The organism is Streptomyces sp. NPDC014801 (assembly GCF_043082085.1).
In the GTDB taxonomy this organism is placed as follows: domain Bacteria; phylum Actinomycetota; class Actinomycetes; order Streptomycetales; family Streptomycetaceae; genus Streptomyces.
In genome coordinates this window covers 50,008-65,121 of sequence record NZ_JBIBXG010000016.1, presented here as the reverse complement: position 1 = coordinate 65,121, position 15,114 = coordinate 50,008, and the positions used below count along the sequence as shown (strand labels likewise).

The 15,114-nt window shown below is 69.3% G+C and carries 17 protein-coding genes; 12 read left to right on the top strand and 5 right to left on the bottom strand.

Annotated features, from left to right (window positions below):
* Positions 1 to 62 precede the first annotated feature (62 nt).
* The 4 genes from ACF1AL_RS33975 (at position 63) to ACF1AL_RS33960 (ending at position 2,019) form a co-directional block, all read left to right on the top strand.
* The gene (locus ACF1AL_RS33975) at positions 63 to 611 is read left to right on the top strand and encodes a phosphatase PAP2 family protein (RefSeq protein ID WP_366839506.1); all 549 of its coding nucleotides are present in this window, start codon (positions 63 to 65) and stop codon (positions 609 to 611) included.
* Positions 612 to 773: 162 nt separating this feature from the next.
* Entirely contained in the window at positions 774 to 1,205 is a 432-nt protein-coding gene (locus tag ACF1AL_RS33970) for a phage holin family protein (protein ID WP_391777944.1), read from the top strand.
* Entirely contained in the window at positions 1,202 to 1,747 is a 546-nt protein-coding gene (locus tag ACF1AL_RS33965) for a DUF3618 domain-containing protein (protein WP_391777878.1), read from the top strand. The genes ACF1AL_RS33970 and ACF1AL_RS33965 overlap by 4 nt, the downstream gene beginning before the upstream one ends.
* A 5-nt stretch (positions 1,748 to 1,752) precedes the next feature.
* On the top strand, positions 1,753 to 2,019 hold the full coding sequence (locus tag ACF1AL_RS33960; RefSeq protein WP_384210191.1) for a DUF4235 domain-containing protein: 267 nt from the start codon (positions 1,753 to 1,755) through the stop codon (positions 2,017 to 2,019).
* A 168-nt stretch (positions 2,020 to 2,187) separates the two neighbouring features.
* On the opposite strand, the gene ACF1AL_RS33955 is transcribed toward ACF1AL_RS33960, so the two are convergent.
* Positions 2,188 to 2,562, bottom strand: a complete 375-nt coding sequence (locus tag ACF1AL_RS33955) for an STAS domain-containing protein (RefSeq protein WP_366839504.1) — start codon at positions 2,560 to 2,562, stop codon at positions 2,188 to 2,190.
* 169 nt (positions 2,563 to 2,731) lie between these two features.
* Here ACF1AL_RS33955 and ACF1AL_RS33950 point away from each other — a divergent pair, with 169 nt between their 5' ends.
* Entirely contained in the window at positions 2,732 to 3,211 is a 480-nt protein-coding gene (locus ACF1AL_RS33950) for an ATP-binding protein (protein WP_391777879.1), read from the top strand.
* 477 nt (positions 3,212 to 3,688) lie between these two features.
* Here ACF1AL_RS33950 and ACF1AL_RS33945 read toward each other — a convergent pair whose 3' ends face one another.
* A complete protein-coding gene (locus ACF1AL_RS33945) occupies positions 3,689 to 4,267 on the bottom strand; it encodes a TetR/AcrR family transcriptional regulator (RefSeq protein WP_391777880.1) in 579 nt (192 codons plus the stop codon).
* A gap of 88 nt (positions 4,268 to 4,355) precedes the next feature.
* Between ACF1AL_RS33945 and ACF1AL_RS33940 the strand changes: the two genes are divergently transcribed.
* The 3 genes from ACF1AL_RS33940 (at position 4,356) to ACF1AL_RS33930 (ending at position 7,183) form a co-directional block, all read left to right on the top strand.
* On the top strand, positions 4,356 to 5,237 hold the full coding sequence (locus ACF1AL_RS33940; RefSeq protein WP_391777881.1) for an SDR family oxidoreductase: 882 nt from the start codon (positions 4,356 to 4,358) through the stop codon (positions 5,235 to 5,237).
* Between the two features lie 106 nt (positions 5,238 to 5,343).
* Positions 5,344 to 5,793, top strand: a complete 450-nt coding sequence (locus ACF1AL_RS33935) for a MarR family winged helix-turn-helix transcriptional regulator (protein WP_391777882.1) — start codon at positions 5,344 to 5,346, stop codon at positions 5,791 to 5,793.
* Entirely contained in the window at positions 5,786 to 7,183 is a 1,398-nt protein-coding gene (locus ACF1AL_RS33930) for an MFS transporter (RefSeq protein WP_391777883.1), read from the top strand. The genes ACF1AL_RS33935 and ACF1AL_RS33930 overlap by 8 nt, the downstream gene beginning before the upstream one ends.
* 247 nt (positions 7,184 to 7,430) lie before the next feature.
* On the opposite strand, the gene ACF1AL_RS33925 is transcribed toward ACF1AL_RS33930, so the two are convergent.
* The gene (locus tag ACF1AL_RS33925) at positions 7,431 to 8,003 is read right to left on the bottom strand and encodes a hypothetical protein (RefSeq protein WP_391777884.1); all 573 of its coding nucleotides are present in this window, start codon (positions 8,001 to 8,003) and stop codon (positions 7,431 to 7,433) included.
* Between the two features lie 109 nt (positions 8,004 to 8,112).
* On the opposite strand from ACF1AL_RS33925, the gene ACF1AL_RS33920 reads away from it, so the two are divergent.
* Positions 8,113 to 8,712 (top strand): TetR/AcrR family transcriptional regulator, encoded by a 600-nt coding sequence (locus ACF1AL_RS33920; protein WP_391777885.1) that lies wholly within the window; start codon positions 8,113 to 8,115, stop codon positions 8,710 to 8,712.
* Between the two features lie 824 nt (positions 8,713 to 9,536).
* On the opposite strand, the gene ACF1AL_RS33915 is transcribed toward ACF1AL_RS33920, so the two are convergent.
* A complete protein-coding gene (locus tag ACF1AL_RS33915; RefSeq protein WP_391777886.1) occupies positions 9,537 to 9,773 on the bottom strand; it encodes a hypothetical protein in 237 nt (78 codons plus the stop codon).
* A gap of 213 nt (positions 9,774 to 9,986) precedes the next feature.
* On the opposite strand from ACF1AL_RS33915, the gene ACF1AL_RS33910 reads away from it, so the two are divergent.
* The gene (locus tag ACF1AL_RS33910; RefSeq protein WP_391777887.1) at positions 9,987 to 11,030 is read left to right on the top strand and encodes a M4 family metallopeptidase; all 1,044 of its coding nucleotides are present in this window, start codon (positions 9,987 to 9,989) and stop codon (positions 11,028 to 11,030) included.
* A 208-nt stretch (positions 11,031 to 11,238) separates the two neighbouring features.
* On the opposite strand, the gene ACF1AL_RS33905 is transcribed toward ACF1AL_RS33910, so the two are convergent.
* On the bottom strand, positions 11,239 to 11,724 hold the full coding sequence (locus tag ACF1AL_RS33905) for a hypothetical protein (protein ID WP_391777888.1): 486 nt from the start codon (positions 11,722 to 11,724) through the stop codon (positions 11,239 to 11,241).
* Positions 11,725 to 11,965: 241 nt separating this feature from the next.
* On the opposite strand from ACF1AL_RS33905, the gene ACF1AL_RS33900 reads away from it, so the two are divergent.
* Positions 11,966 to 14,287 carry an LPXTG cell wall anchor domain-containing protein gene (locus ACF1AL_RS33900; protein WP_391777889.1) on the top strand — a complete coding sequence of 774 codons (2,322 nt, stop codon included), beginning with the start codon at positions 11,966 to 11,968 and terminating at the stop codon, positions 14,285 to 14,287.
* 169 nt (positions 14,288 to 14,456) lie between these two features.
* Positions 14,457 to 15,086, top strand: coding sequence for an SMI1/KNR4 family protein (locus ACF1AL_RS33895; protein ID WP_391828540.1), 630 nt, complete (start codon positions 14,457 to 14,459; stop codon positions 15,084 to 15,086).
* Positions 15,087 to 15,114: the final 28 nt, after the last annotated feature.

The following is a 15,114-nucleotide window of genomic DNA, read 5'->3' as shown; positions in this document are numbered from 1 at the left end:
AGGTGTGCCGGCACGCGGTGATCTCGGGCATAGGCCGATGAACTGGGGGATATCTGCCTCTCATGAGGCTTCTGACAGAGTTGCGCGATGCAGACCGGTCGCTGAGCAAGCAGGCGGCCTGCCGCATCCCACCCGGCATGGGCAAGGTGCTGTCAGCCGTGGAGGAGGCCGCTGAGAGCACGAAGCTGTGGTGCGGTGCCGCCGCCGCGATGGCCTGGCTGGGCGGGTGGCGCGGGCGGAAGGCGGCGGCCACCGGTCTGGCCGCCCTGGTGGCGGCCCAGCTGTTCTCCAACGGCCTGTGCAAGCAGCTGGCCGATCGGCCCCGGCCACCGAAGGAGTGGTTCCCCCACGACGAGGTCGACGACCGCCCCGACTCCTCGTCCTTCCCCTCCGGTCACACCGCCGCGGCGGTGGCCTTCACCGCCGCCGTCACACCCACCTGGCCCGCCGTCGGGGCACTGTGCGCGGTGCCGTGCGCCATGGTGGCGCTCGAGCGGGTGCAGAGCGGCGCCCACTACCCCAGCGACGTGGCCACCGGTGCCGCCATCGGCCTGGCCGGCGCCTGGCTCACCCGGCGTGCTCCGCGCCTGATTCTGCGCCACCTGCCCTAACAGAATGGGGGAGAGCGGGCGGATTGGTGGGAGCCCTGCCAACTCGCCCCACATAGACCTGTCCTGAACTCGCATGCCCGGGGTACTCGCACCCTCATCGGATGGTCGGGCGCATGACACGGCCCGGCCGGCAGGAAAGCAGAGGAACGGGAGGTGGCCGCCGTGTCGAGCACACAGCCCCACCATGCCGGCCCGAGCGCGGACCGCTTGGGCCAGGAGCCGGTGGGCGAGTTGGTGCAGCGGGCCTCGCAGCAGCTGACGGAGCTGGTGCGCGGGGAACTGCGCCTGATGCAAGCGGAGATGAAGGAGAAGGGCAAGCACTACGGCAAAGGCGGCGGTCTGTTCGGCGGCGCCGGCGTCGTCGGCTTCCTGATGGCACAGGCGCTGGTCGTCACGGCGATCGCCGCACTGGCGGTGGCGCTGCCGGTGTGGGCAGCGGGCCTGATCGTCACAGCGGTTTTGGGTGTGATCGCCGCAGTCCTGGCCATGAGTGGAAAGAAGCAGGTCGACCAGGCGGCGCCGCCCGCCCCTGAGCAGACCGTCGAGAACGTGAAGGCCGACGTGGCCGAGATCAAGGAGAGCGCACACCGATGACCCAGCCGCCCCACGACGAACCCACCGCCACCAGCACCGAGGAACTGCGCGAGCAGGTTGAGCAGACCCGGACCGAGCTCGGAGAGACGGTCGAGGCGCTCGCGGCGAAGACCGACGTCAAGGCGCGCGCCCAGGAGAAGGCCGCCGAGGTCAAGGAGCAGGCTGCCGCGAAGACCGGCGAGCTGAAGGAACAAGCCGCGGTCAAGGCGGAGGAGCTGAAGGGACAAGCCGCCCTGAAGGCGGAGGAGCTGAAGGAGCAAGCCGCCCTGAAGGCGGAGGAGCTGAAGGCGAAGGCCACCGACCTGGCCCACCAGGCACAGAACCGGCTGCCCGAACCGGTCAAGGACAAGGCCGCCCAGGCCGCCGGGCAGGCCCGGGCCACGGCGGCACAAGCCGGTCAGCTCTGGCAGGAGAAGGCGCCCGGGCCCATCAGGGAGAAGACCGCCCAGGGGCTGCTGCTGGCGCGTGACAATCGCAAGGCCCTGCTGGCAGCGGCAGCGGCCGTTCTCGTATGGAGGGCCTGCCGCCGCCGGAAGGGGTGAGCCGCGTGAAGGCGTCGAAGATCGTCTACAAGCCGGTCGGACTCGCGCTCGGCGCGGTCAGTGGTATGGCCGCGGGAGCGCTGTTCAAGCAGACCTGGAAGATGGTCGGCCACGACGAGGACGCGCCGGACGCCACCGACGAAGAGCGCTCCTGGCGCGAGGTGCTGCTGGCCGCCACGCTCCAAGGCGCGATCTTCGCCGGAGTCAAAGCGGCCGTCGACCGTGCCGGCGCCACGGCAGTTCGCCGTCTGACCGGAACCTGGCCCGGCTGATGCGGTGTAAGAGCCGGGGGGCTGATACGACCAGTACCAGCCCCCCGGCTTCGCCGCGCCGGGCCCACGAGAGTGCCCGCGTGTGTCCGATGTCCGATCAGGACGCGGCCACCCCACCGTGCGGCATTCCAGGCCGGAAGTGCGGCTGGGCTGCGCCGTGGCCCGTCGTCAGCCGAGTGCCTGGTCGGGTGTTTCGCGGATGTCGACGAGCGCGTCGACGCCGACAAGCTGCAGGGTGCGCATCACGGAGCGCCCGACGCCTGCCAGGCGGAGCCAACCGCCGGCCTGAGTGAGTGCCTGGTGGGCGGCGATCAGGACGTTGATGCCGCTGGAGTCCATGAAGGCGACCTGCCGCATGTCCACCACCACGCGAGGCGATGGAGCGTCGGCCAGATCGAGGGCTTGGCGCAGAGCGTCGCCCGTGTGGTGGTCGATCTCCCCGGCCAGGGTCAGCACGTGGACGTCGTCCACGGTGGACGACTCGACGGACAGCTGACCCGGCAGCACCCCGTGTTCGGTACCCGGCACTTCTTCCTCACCCATGTCGGTGATCCTGGCACACCATGCCCTTGCTTGGAATCGCTGCCCCCGCAGCCACCGGCCGACCCAGGGTGTGATGAAAATGTGACGGAGCCGACAGGGAGTCTGTAGGCGTCGATCACACGTGCGCGGGTAAGCGTGTGACGTGAACGGGGTGATGAAGGCGGCCACGATGGATTCAACGCCTGTGGGCGGGGACGGCACCATGCCCGGCGAGCAGGTCCTGCACACCACGGTGGCCTTGGACGGCGATGGTGCGGTCATTGCGCAGGCGCGGCACCTGGCCGCCGATTTCCTCACCCGGGTCCAGGCCGAACACGGCCTGCCCGTCTCGCAGCGTGCCATGGAGCTCACGCAGCTCGTGGTCAGCGAACTGGTCACCAACGCCCGCAAGTACGCACCCGGCCCGGTACTGCTGGATCTGCGCATCTGCGGCAATCTGGTCGAGATCGTGGTCTGGGACTCCGACCCCGTCCTCCCCATCGCCCGGACCGGGGATGCGGGCAGGGTCGGCCAGCACGGCCTGGAGATAGTGATGGCCGTGGCCCAGGGCTTCGAAGTGCAGCGCGAGCCGGTCGGCAAACGCATCACCGCCCGCCTCGCCCTGGCCGACGACCCCGGGGGCGCCATCTACGGCCACCGCCCCCTGTGAAGGTGGTGAGGGGGCGCTGGGTCACCGGCGCATGCCGGATGGGTCCACCCCCGCCCGGCGTTCCGATGACAGCCGGGCGGCCTGGCGCCGCGGATGAGCTCGCCTCCGAGCCCCTGCGCTCCCGCTCGGCGATCTGACGGCCGAGCCACGCGACGAGCGTAAGGAGATCTCCGCGCCGGTCATCTGGCCAGGCCCGGGGGGAGTGGCCTGTCGTCGGTGCGCGACCGCCGCCGCGACCAGCGCGGCCTTGTCCCGGCGGCGCCGGCAGATCGTCGACTTCGCTGCCCCGGAACAGCTCGCAACCGCCCCACGGACAGTAACTCACAGTCCACCTGGGCCAGAGCCCTGGCACAGCCGCTTCGGCGACTGCGGATGGGCGGCGGATGAGTCGGAGCACGCGACCTGGTCGTCTGGTCAATCAGGTCGGAGCGGGGCAGGGCGCTATGCGCGCTCTGCAGAAGGTCGTGGGGGCCCTGGTCAGCCCAGTGAGGCGCTCGCCGCACGCAGCTCGTCCAGGGCCGCCAGGGCGTAGGGGGCGAGGTCGTCCTTGCCGTCCTGGTCGCCCTCGGCCCATTGGGCGTATCCCCGCTTGAAGGCGAGGACGCCCAGTTCCCCCGCGAGAGCCGCTACCGGATCAGGTACGCCGCGGGCGACCAGCGCCGTTGTCATCGCGGCTGCGAGGGTCGCGGTCTTGAGGGCGTCACGTTCCTGAAGCTCGGCACTCGCCGCGACGGCCGCCTTCAGACGAGGAGCGAGTTCGCGACTTTCAGGGGCCATCATGCCCGCGGCACGCACAAGGCCGGCGGCGACCGCCTCGAGCGGGCTGGCGTCGGCGGGCGCGTCGGCGATCCCCTCGGCCAGCAGTCGGCTCAGCGTCTCCTGCCCGGCGACCAGCAGCTCCCGCTTGTCGGGGAAGTACCGGAAGAAGGTGCTCTTGGTGACTCCGGCGCGCTCGGCGATCTGCGCGACCGTCGTGGCGTCGTACCCCTGCTCCGTGAACAGGTCGACAGCCGCTACGACGAGGCGCTCACGTGCGCCGGGTTCCCATCTGCCCATGGCCACCATCATAAGTGATGGGACTGTTGTCCCATCACTGCGGTAGAGTGATGAGACAACAGTCCCATCACTCGCGGAGGAACATCCCATGCGTGTATTCGTCACCGGCGGAACCGGCCTGATCGGGTCCGCCGTCGTCGCCGAACTCCTCGGCAGCGGCCACACGGTCCTTGCTCTTGCCCGCTCCGACGCATCCGCGCGGGCCGTCGAGGCGGCCGGCGCCGAACCGCTCCGAGGATCTCTCGCCGATCTGGACACCCTCCGCGCCGGCGTCGCCCGGACCGACGGGGTGATCCACCTGGCGTTCGCCAACGACTTCAGCAGCTCCGAAGCCCTCGCCAAGGGGATCGCGGAGGAGGCTGCGGCCCTTGAGGCCATCGGCGAGCAGCTCGTCGGCAGCGACCGTCCCTTCGTCATCACCTCCGGTACGCCGTTCGTGCCGGGCCGTGTATCCGTCGAGACCGACCCGGTACCGACCGACGGGCCGGTCGGGGGCCGCGGTCGGGCGGCCATGGCGGTTCTGGCGCTGGCCTCGCGCGGGGTGCGCAGCGCGACCGTGCGTCTGCCGCGCACCGTCCACAACCAGGGCAGGGGCGGGTTCGCCGGCCTGCTGACCGACATCGCGCGGCGGAGTGGTGTGTCCGGTTTCCCGGGTGACGGCGCACAGCGCTGGCCGGCCGTGCACGCGCTCGACGCGGCGGTCCTCTTCCGGCTCGCCCTGGAGCAGGCGGAGGCCGGTACGTGCTGGCATGCCGTGGCCGACGAGGGGGACCAGGTGCGGGACATCGCAGCCGTCATCGGCCGGCGACTGGGCCTGCCGGTCGAGTCGGTGCCGCTGGAGACTTACGGCCCCCTCGGCCCGATCTTCGTGACCGACCAGCCCGCGTCCAGCGCCCACACCCGGCAGGAACTCGGCTGGGAACCGAAGCACCCCAGCCTTTTGCAGGACCTGGAGAACATCGAACCCTGACCACCAGCGGGAACGGATTCTTCTTCAGGCACCCTCCGGCAGCGTCACCCTCAACTCCTACAGGCTTACCTGTACAGCTAAGCCTGTAGGAGTTAACGTGGCAGGGATGAGTGAGAACCACCCGAACCCGTCCCCTTCGGCGTTCGAGGCCTCCCGCGAGATCCGCAAGGTCGTCAGCCGTCTGCGACGCCGCATCCTGAAGTCCTCCGAACAGGAAGACCTCACGCTCAGCCAGGCGTCCGTCCTGGCCCGTATCGCCGACAGGAACGACGCCACGGCAGCCGAGCTGGCCTCTTCGGAGGGCGTCCGCCACCAGTCGATGACGACGACGGTCGCGTCACTCGCCGCACTCGGGCTGGTGACCCGGCGCCCCGACCCCGACGACGGGCGGCGACAGCTGATCTCGCTGACCGCAGAGGGCCGCCGCCGGGTCGAACGGGGCCGGCAGGCCCGGACGGAATGGCTCGCCGGGCAGCTGCAGGACAAGTGCACGGAGGACGAGCGGCAGCTGATCATCGCCGCGATGGCCGTACTGGAACGGCTGACCCATGACTGAGCCGCAGACAGGCGCCATACCCAGGACGGACACGCCGGGCTTCGACCGGCGGTTGCTGCCGCCGATGATGCTGGGCTCGGTCCTCAACCCGATCAACTCGACGATCATCTCCGTCGCGCTCGTCCCGATCGGCGCGGCCCTGGGCGCCCCGGCCTCGCAGACCGCGTGGCTGGTGTCCGCCCTGTACCTGGCCACCTCGCTCGGGCAGCCGATCCTCGGTCGGCTCATCGACATCTTCGGACCGCGGCGCCTCTTCCTGCTGAGCACGAGCCTCGTCGGCGTCGCGGGCGTCGTCGGCACCCTGGCACCGAATCTGGGCGTCCTGATCACGGCCCGCGTCCTGCTCGGATTCGGCACCTGCGCCGGGTATCCCGCCGCGATGGCCCTGCTGCGCGGCGAAGCGGAGCGGACGGGACGGAACAATCCCGGCGGAGTGCTGACCGCCCTTGCGGTCGCCAACCAGACCATCGCCGTCGTCGGCCCGCTGCTCGGCGGTCTGCTCATCGCGGTGGGCGGCTGGCGCGCCACGTTCGCACTGAACGTACCGCTGGCCGTCGCCGCCGTACTCCTCGGCCTGTGGCGCCTGCCGAAACCGGCCGGCGCGGGCCGGCCCCCGCGGCGCGGACGCTTGGCCGCCGAGCTCGACCTGCCCGGCATGACGCTGTTCGCCGCGATGCTCGTGACGCTGCTGCTCTTCCTGATGAACGCGCACCTACGCGATTGGTACTTGCTGGTGATGTGCGCCGTCGCGGGAGGCTTGTTCACGGTGCGCGAGTTGCGGGCGGCCACCCCGTTCATCGACCTGCGCGTGCTCGGCGGCAACACGCCCCTCCTGGCCACGTACGGACGAGCCCTGGTCGCCTACGTCGTCGCGTACGCCTTCCTCTACGGCTTCAGCCAGTGGACCGAGGAGAGCTACGGGCTGACGCCCTTCCATGCCGGACTGGTGCAAGTCCCCATGTTCCTCGTGGCGATCGGCGTCTCGGTGCTCACCGGGCGGAGGCCAGGCGTACGCGGAAAGCTCCTGGTCGGCGCGGCCGGGCAGATCGTCGCCTGCCTGCTGATCCTCGCGCTCACCGAGACGAGCGCGCTATGGACGCTGCTCCTCGTCCCCCTGATCTTCGGCGTCCCGCAGGGCCTGAACAACCTGGCCCTGCAGAACTCCGTCTACTTCCAGGCCGATCCCGAGCGCACGGCGTCCTCTGCCGGGCTGCTGCGCACGTTCGCCTACATCGGCTCGATGGTCGCCTCCTCGGCGACCGCCGCGTCCTTCGGGCGCCGCGCCGACACCGCGGGCTTGCACCAACTCGCCTGGGTCATGCTGGGAGCCGGCGCGCTCTACCTCTTGCTGACGGTCCTGGACCGCACCTTGGGACGCGTGGGGAAGTAAGTCACTGGGCCGGAACACCAGCGGTGCACCGCCCGCGCCGTAGGCGTCCATGCCTGCGCCGATCCCGACCTCGCCCTGGACAATACGATCCTCACCAGCATCCTCGCACGGTGCGGAGCGGTCAGCACGGTCGAGGAGTGCAGGCCTGCCGACCTCCAAGCCCATGGTCAGGGCCGGGGGCCGGGCGGCCGATCAGAGTCAGGCTCGCTCACAACTGGCACTTCCACCTTGGTGAGTTCGTGGGCCTTCAATTGTTCCGGTCTGCGGGCTTGAGGCGCAGCGCGGAGACGAGGAAGAAGATGCCGCCGAGGAAGGCGTACCCGGCGAGAGTCGTGAGCGTGGCGCCGTCCTTGCCGGCCTGAAGGAAGAAGCTCGTGCCGGCGACGGTGGAGATGGCTCCGCTGATGATCATCGGCCATTGGCCGCCCATGCGGCGCCGGACCAGGCCCACGGCGAGTTGTGCGAGGCCCGCCGTGACGGCCCAGACCCCCCAGACCCGCAGGACGGCCGGGACACCGGAGGCGACCGCGGCCGCCAGGGCGACAGTGGCGAGGACGCTGAGCCCGATGTTCACGGACAGCCTCTTCACCGCGCCGTCGGCTGCCCGGGCCGACCGCAGGTCGACCACCGCGCAGGCCGCGTCGAACAGGGGATAGAGCACCAGCAGTGTCCCGCTGAGCGGGCCCAGCGTGTCGGCCGTCGCGAACAACAGGGCCGCCCAGACGGCGGCGAACGCGAAGCGCACGAGATACAGCTTGCGCAGAACCCCGGAGAGTTGGGCCGGCCCGGTGGGAGCGGGTTGATCGACGACGGCGTTCATGGCGACCGCCTTCCAGATTGAGGGAGAACGTTCGGTCTCTTCTCATCCTTGGTGGCTCCGGTCACCCTGTCAAGACCGAACGTTCTCCCTCAGTTGTATGATGGGAAGCATGAGCCGGATGACGAAAGAGGGCAGCACGTCCGAGGCCCGAGCGCGGCTGCTCGGGACAGCGGTCAGGATCTTCTACGCAGAGGGGATCCACTCCGTCGGCGTCGACCGGATCATCGAGGAAGCGCAGGTGACCCGGGCGACCCTGTACCGCCACTTCTCAGGCAAGGAGGATCTCGTCCTCGCCTACCTCGAGCAGGCGGACCAGGGCATCAGGGCGCAGCTGTCGGCCGCCCAGGAGGGCGCTCTCAACCCGGGCGACAAGTTGCGCGCGGTGGGCCGCGCCATCGCCGAGGGCATTCGCACGGAGGGATTCCGCGGCTGCGCCTTCCTCAACGCCGCGGCGGAGTATCCCGATCCGGCACACCCGATCCACCAGGTCGTTCTCGCGCACCGGCAGTGGTTCCTCGACACCGTCACGAACCTGCTGGCACAGGTCGGAGACGCGCCGGCCGAGGCGGCGGGACGGCATTTCGTCATGCTCCGGGACGGAGCGATGGCCGCAGGATGCCTCTCCGATCCCCGACTGATCACCGAGACGTTCCTGGAAGGCGTCGAGGGAATCTTGCAGGCGCGTTCCGCAGCACCTGCGACGGGCTGAGTCAGGCTGCGGGAGGCGCGCACGGACTGCCTCACCTCGCTACAGACCGAGCGGAGGACCCCACCAGCTGGCCTTCCCGTCGTTCCGCCGCCTGGAGCCGGGCTACCGCGCGGGCCAGGGGACGCGCTTCTGCCGGCCGGTCGGGCGGACATCGACAAGCTCGAAGCCATCCTCGTGGCGCACGAGATGTTGGACCTGGCCCAGGCCGGAGTCGCGGACGAACCCGACCCACCCTTGCGTCGTCGCGTGTCGAAGAAGCCACCCGACGATGTCCATCGTCACCCGAAGTCGTCCTCGTGGACGCACGTCCGGACGGTCAGGGCCCACGGTTCGCTGCCGTCCAGGTTCGTCCTGTCCGTCGCACGAACCAACAGGGAGACATCTGCGCCGTCGAACGCGTGGCTCGCGGATCCACCGTCGAACGCCTGCCAGGAGCCGCCGCATGACTGCCAGTCAGTCGACTTCAGCTCTGCCGGCATGTCCGCTTGCCCCAGAAGCTACTTCACTTCAACAAGCACCGGCTCGGGCAGGTCCGCCGGCAGGTCCACGGCCAGGAACAGGTCGTAGTAGTCACTCACATCAGCACCCTAGGGCCTGTCTGATGGGTCAGATGGCCCGCCCGTCGACCGGTCGTACTGACCGGTTCGGGGCGAGGTGATCTTTCTGATGAAGAGTGGTTTCGACTCGACCGGCGTCTGCTCCGGCCGAGCATCACCTTGATTTCGGCAGTCGGCAGCCGGCCGCCAGCCGCTGTGCGTCTACGGCGAGCTGACCGGCGCTCGCCCCTTGACCAATGGCGTGACCAGCCGGAACAGCGGCGTCCATCACCGGATGACCGTAATTTCCGGCAGTGGCAGCCGCCATTCACCCAGCTCGGCAACGAGTACCTGGCGGGCCAGCCGCCGAGCCCGGTGCCACCCCTCATCGACAGACAGCGCGTCCTTCGCCCATCGATCAGCACTCTCCGCACCGCTCATCTCAGTAAGAACCGCATCGATCTGGCGCAGGTCAAGCAGAACACCGCAACTGAGCTGTCCTTCGTCCACCAGCGTTTCAGCCATGCCAAAGGCGTAAGAGAGAAGTCCAGGGCTATCTCATCCGTCACTACGCCGTTCGTCGCACGCCATTACCTGCCTTACGTCGCGCGATTCGGGTCTCCAGGCATCGCACTGGTTTTGGTCGTGGACCTGTTCAAGAGCCGGGCGGTGCGCGAAGATCGCGCCCACACCGCACCGCCGCACCGCATCCACGCCATCCGTAACGGGAGGATGTACATGGCCTACCGCACACGCCGCGGTCTGCTCGCCGGGGCTACCGCCACCGTGGCCCTGCTCATGACGGCCGCCTCGGCCTCCGCGACGGGGGCCGGCCCCGCGCTCGGCCCGCAGGCCCGCGTCTTCATGGTCAACCCCGTTCAGTCGTCGGGCGACCAGACCCTCACCGACGCCAAGGACGCCGCCGACGCCGTTCCCGCCACCGCCTACGCGACCGTCGCACTGCGCAACCTGGACGGCAGCGGCGGCCTCTCCGGGCGCTGGGCCTCGATCCGCTCCGACACCGGCGCCTCAGCGCGGGTGAGCGATGCCACCTCCTACGACCGGCACGACGACCAGTTCGAGCAGGTCATGGCGTACTTCTGGGTCAACGAGGCGCAGGAGTACCTGCAAGGCCTCGGCTTCGGCAGCGAACTGCCCGGCGCCAACGACCGGGTGCAGCCGGTGCGCATCAACCAGTGGGGTGCCGACAACTCCTTCTTCACCGACAAGAAGGCGGAGATCCGTTTCGGCAAGGGCGGTGTGGACGATGCCGAGGACGCCGAGGTCATCGTGCACGAGTACGGTCACGCCGTGCACAACGCCCAGGTGCCCGGCTTCGGCACCTCCCTGGAGGCCGGCTCCATCGGTGAGGCCTTCGGTGACTATCTCGCTGTCGCCGTCGGCGAGCACGCCGCCGCACGCTACGGCTGGCCGGTGAAGACCGACCTCGCCTGCGTCGCCGACTGGGACTCCGTCATGTACAGCGAGGCTCCTCACTGTCTGCGCCGTATCGACTCGGACAAGACGTATGCGGATCGAGTCGGTGAGGTCCACGCGGACGGCGAGATCTGGTCCCGCGCGCTGTTCGACATCCGTACCGCCCTCGGCGCCCGCGTCGCCGACCGGATCATCGTCAACGCCCAGTTCGGTTTCGCCCCCGACACCAGTTTCGCGGCGGCCGCAAACACGACGGTCGCGACGGCACAGCGGATGTACGGCAAGAGCGCGGCGGACGCCGTCCGCGCCGCGTTCCGGGCCCGGAGCATCCCTGGCGTCGCCTGACACACGACGTCCCGCAGGCGGCAGAACCGATCCACCGCCTGCGGGGCACACGGCCAGGACCGGAGCCTGCCCGCCGCGCCGTCAGGTGCGGAACGGAGATCCCAGCGCGGCACGGCGCCGCTGATGCGGCGTTCGGGTCGTCATGGGCCCGGAGGACGCGAGCAGACCGGATGCCACGCAACGGGCCGGGCCGCTCCCTGTCCTGCGGTCACCGCTCACCCCGGGCCCACTCCGCGAATTCGTCCACCACGTTCCTGAGCCGCCAGTCGGCGTCCTTCGTGAACAGGCCCCGCAGCTCGGCGACAGGGACCGCGGCCGGTCGGTAGTCCTCGTCCTCGTACAGGTCCTCGTGGTCCGGGTCCTCCATCGGATCGCCGGGAACCCCTACGAAAGGGCCCTCCCACACCTCGGGGTCGTCCGGCGCGTCGGGGTTGTGCTTCCACACCGCTCCGGCGCGCACGCACACCTCGCCGAGATACCAGGCGGGGACGGTGACCTCGGGGGTCTGCCGGGCGGCTCGCACCTGTGCCGCCGTACCGAACCGGGCCCTGACCACTGCCTCCAGCCGGTCGACCGACTCCGGTGAGAAGTCCCAGACACCCGGGTGGGCGGCACTCCACGCCGGGAACGCGGCCTCCTGCTGCCGCAGCCACGCGTGAAGCCGGGGGTGATCCGTCCACTGCTGCTCGCTCATGCCGACAGCGTACGGGCCGGGCCGAGGCGCCGGCCAAGCCCCCGCCGAACCGTCCCGAGAGCGCTCTGAAGCGTAACGAAGTTGTGGAGAAAGGAAGTTGAGGTCGACGCGAGTGGGAAACCATTGGGTTTCCTGTGCGTCGGGTGACTAGCGTGTCGGTTCGACGCCGTGAGCACGGGGGCCCTGGCGTCGCACCGCTTCCTCCCCACCGGCTTTGGGCTCCCGGGGAAGACAGATTCGCGTGAAGCATCCGAACAGCAGACGCGGCCGTCGCATATGGTCGCGCGCGGCCGTCGCGCTCGCCACCGTCGGGATCCTCTCCTTCAGCGGCCTGCCGCAGCTACAGGGCACGGCGGACGCAGCCGTCCGGGCACAGCGCTGCGACGAGATGTTCGACCTGACCGGCACCACCCCGACCGACCCGGCCGACCTGCCGTGGGCGGGCGGGGACGCGGTCCGGCCCGAAGCCGACTGGGACAGCTACGGCTACCCGAACCAGCGGATGGCCATGAACGGCCTTACCCTGCCGGACGATCCGGAGCAGCGCGACAAGATCCTGGACAAACTCACCAAGCCCTACAAGTCGTACGCCGAGGGCACCAAGGAGCGCGTCTACGCCACCTACAAGAACTACCTCCAGCGCAACGGAGGCAACGACACCAAGTACGGCGGCTTCCAGAACTGGCTGCAAGAGGCCTACATCGACGTCTACGGCCGCAATCCGCGCGGCAACGCCTTCCACGCCAAGATCGTCAAGGACCTTGGGCTGACCGGGCCGGACTGGATCTGCGAGGAGACGGTCACGGTCACCGACCCGGAGACCAAGCAGTCCTACAAGCGGCGATTCGACGCCTTCAACCGCAGGACTCAGGAAGCCGTCGAGATCAAGTCCGGCGGCAATCACGACGCCAGCCAGGCCCCGAAGGACCGGGCGTTCCTGAAGGACCCCAAGTACAAGGACTTCAAGCTCCGTTACGCCTTCGGTGAGACGCAGTCCGAGGACACCCGGCGGTTCACGGCCGGGCTCAAGCAGCTCGCGGGCTCCGGCCGGGTGAGCACATACGAGCACATCGCCACCCCGACGCCGGAGTACACCCCGGGCAAGTACACCGCTCAGGACACCTCCAGGAGCATCGGCCGCGGTTCCGAGGTCGTACGGGAGTCGCCGGGAACCGCCGAGGAGATGGCGCAGCGCAACGCGCGGATGCGCGCCGGCGACCCGCAGGGCCTGCGCGGGCGCGGGCCGGGCGGCGTGGACTTCTCCACCCTCGAACTGCGCTATGTGGGCAAGCCGGTCAAGGGCCAGGGCCTGAACTACTCGTTCGGCGCGAAGAAGGTCGACGAGTCCGCCGGCCTCGGTTACGGCGGCAAGGAGAAGGCCCAGCTCATCTCGGATGGTTTCTTCACCTGGCTCGCGCTGACGCCGGACCGGTTCTGGGTCAACCTCAATCCGGACCAGCCCGACCGGATCATGGACAAGACGTTCGGCACGACCGACGCCGGACGCGTCCTGCTCCAGGCCGACCTGCAGATGAAGCACGACTTCGCGAGGGACATGGACCCCCGGAGCGGGGTCGGCAAGAAGCTCTTCGACACGCTCGCGGCGGAGAACATCCCCTGCACCCACGGCGTGCGGAACTGGATCGTGCCCAAGCCCGCCGTGGTGCGGGAACAGGACGGCGGTCTGTACATCCTGGACGCTCCGCTGCAGGTCAACTCCGTGCCGCAGGAGGTCAAGACCCCGAGCCCGAACGGCCCGTGCGACCTCACCGAGGCCCAGCACAAACGGGTGCAGCAGCTGATGGACTCGATGATCGTGCCCGACATCGAGAACAAGGTGAACACCGGCGCCGCGTACGCCGACCTGCGCCGCGTCTACACCGCTCGGGTCGCGGCCGAATGGATCCGCCGCCAGGACGCCGCGTCCCCGACGGACTACCACGCGATCATCAACAGCAACAAGGTCACGGACTGGCCGCTGCGCGGCAGCAACCGCTCCTGGACACCCGAGCAGACGTACAAGGAGTACGTGAAGTCCTTCACCGAGGGCGACTACAGCTACCCGTGCGAGAAGGCCGGCCAGCCGGCCACCTGCGTGTCGGGCGGCGTCGACTTCTCCAAGGCGCCGAAGAAGAACATCGACAAGGCCCAGTTCCGTACCCAGCACACCTACCTCCCGCGCACCACGGAGATCTCCGTAAAGGCGGTGACGGACGACGCCGAGAACAAGGGCCTGCTCGCCCTCGGCGGCAACACGGCCGCGCACACCGGGAACGGCGGGGGCAGCCCGACGCCCACGCCGACACCCACGCACAAGCCGACACCGACCCCCAGTGGCGGCTCGTCGACGCATCCGGCCACGCCCACTCCCAGCCCTGGGCACACCTCTCAGGGGGACGGTCACCAGCCGCCGGCGACACCGCCTGGCGACAACGGTGGCGGCGGGGGCGGCCTGGCGAACACCGGCACCCAGGTCGCGGTCGTCGCGGCGACAGCGGCCCTGCTGCTGGCGGCGGGCGCGGGCCTGATCTGGTGGCGCCGCAGGTCCACCGGCACGCACTGATCCGGCTGGACCGAACCGCCTAGGGGGCGGGGCCGGCCACGGTCCCGCCCCCTTCGTCACTCAAGCAGGCCATCGAGCCGGCACCACCCTCTTCCTCGATGTTGTCGATGACCCACTGGTCATGCGCCAGGAGGCTTGTGTCGGCGTGAGCTCGTAGGCTCTCGGCAACGTGATCGAAGGGATTGCCGTGCAAGATCTGACGGGTATGTCAGCGCTGACCAAAGTCCTACCTCCGGACCTCGGGGCGGATGAGGAGATCGACTGGTCTGCGGCCGAGGCTCGGTGGGACATACGGTTCCCGCGGGACTACAGGGCATTCATGGCCATCTACGGCGCCGGCTCCATAGGCTTCGTCGGCTCCTTCGCAGAGATCGGCATCCTCATGCCGTTGCCCAAGGACTACATCCAGTGGGACCCCGGAACCTTCGAGGAGGAGACGGAGAACGCCCGTGCCGCCTGGGAGATGCTGGACGGCCAAGAAGGCCTCGACATCGACCCGGGCCACATTCTCGCCTGGGGTGTCAGCAACGGCCCCGACATCTTGTGCTGGCTGACCACCGACCCTGACCCCGACAACTGGCCCGTTCTGGTCTGCGGCCGACACACCGACGAGCCCTTCACTCTCTTTCCCTGTGGCATGGTCGAATTCCTCCGCAAGCTGCTCCTGGATGAGTACGCACCCCTGAGCATCGACGTCCGCGGCGCCTCGCCGCGTTACGTGCACTGGCTTGAACAACAGAAGCGCTGGAAGGCGGGCTTGGACCGTTACTCCGGCGAACCGCGATCAACCCACCCTTAAGGTCCATCGGTGACCCGGCGCTGACCAG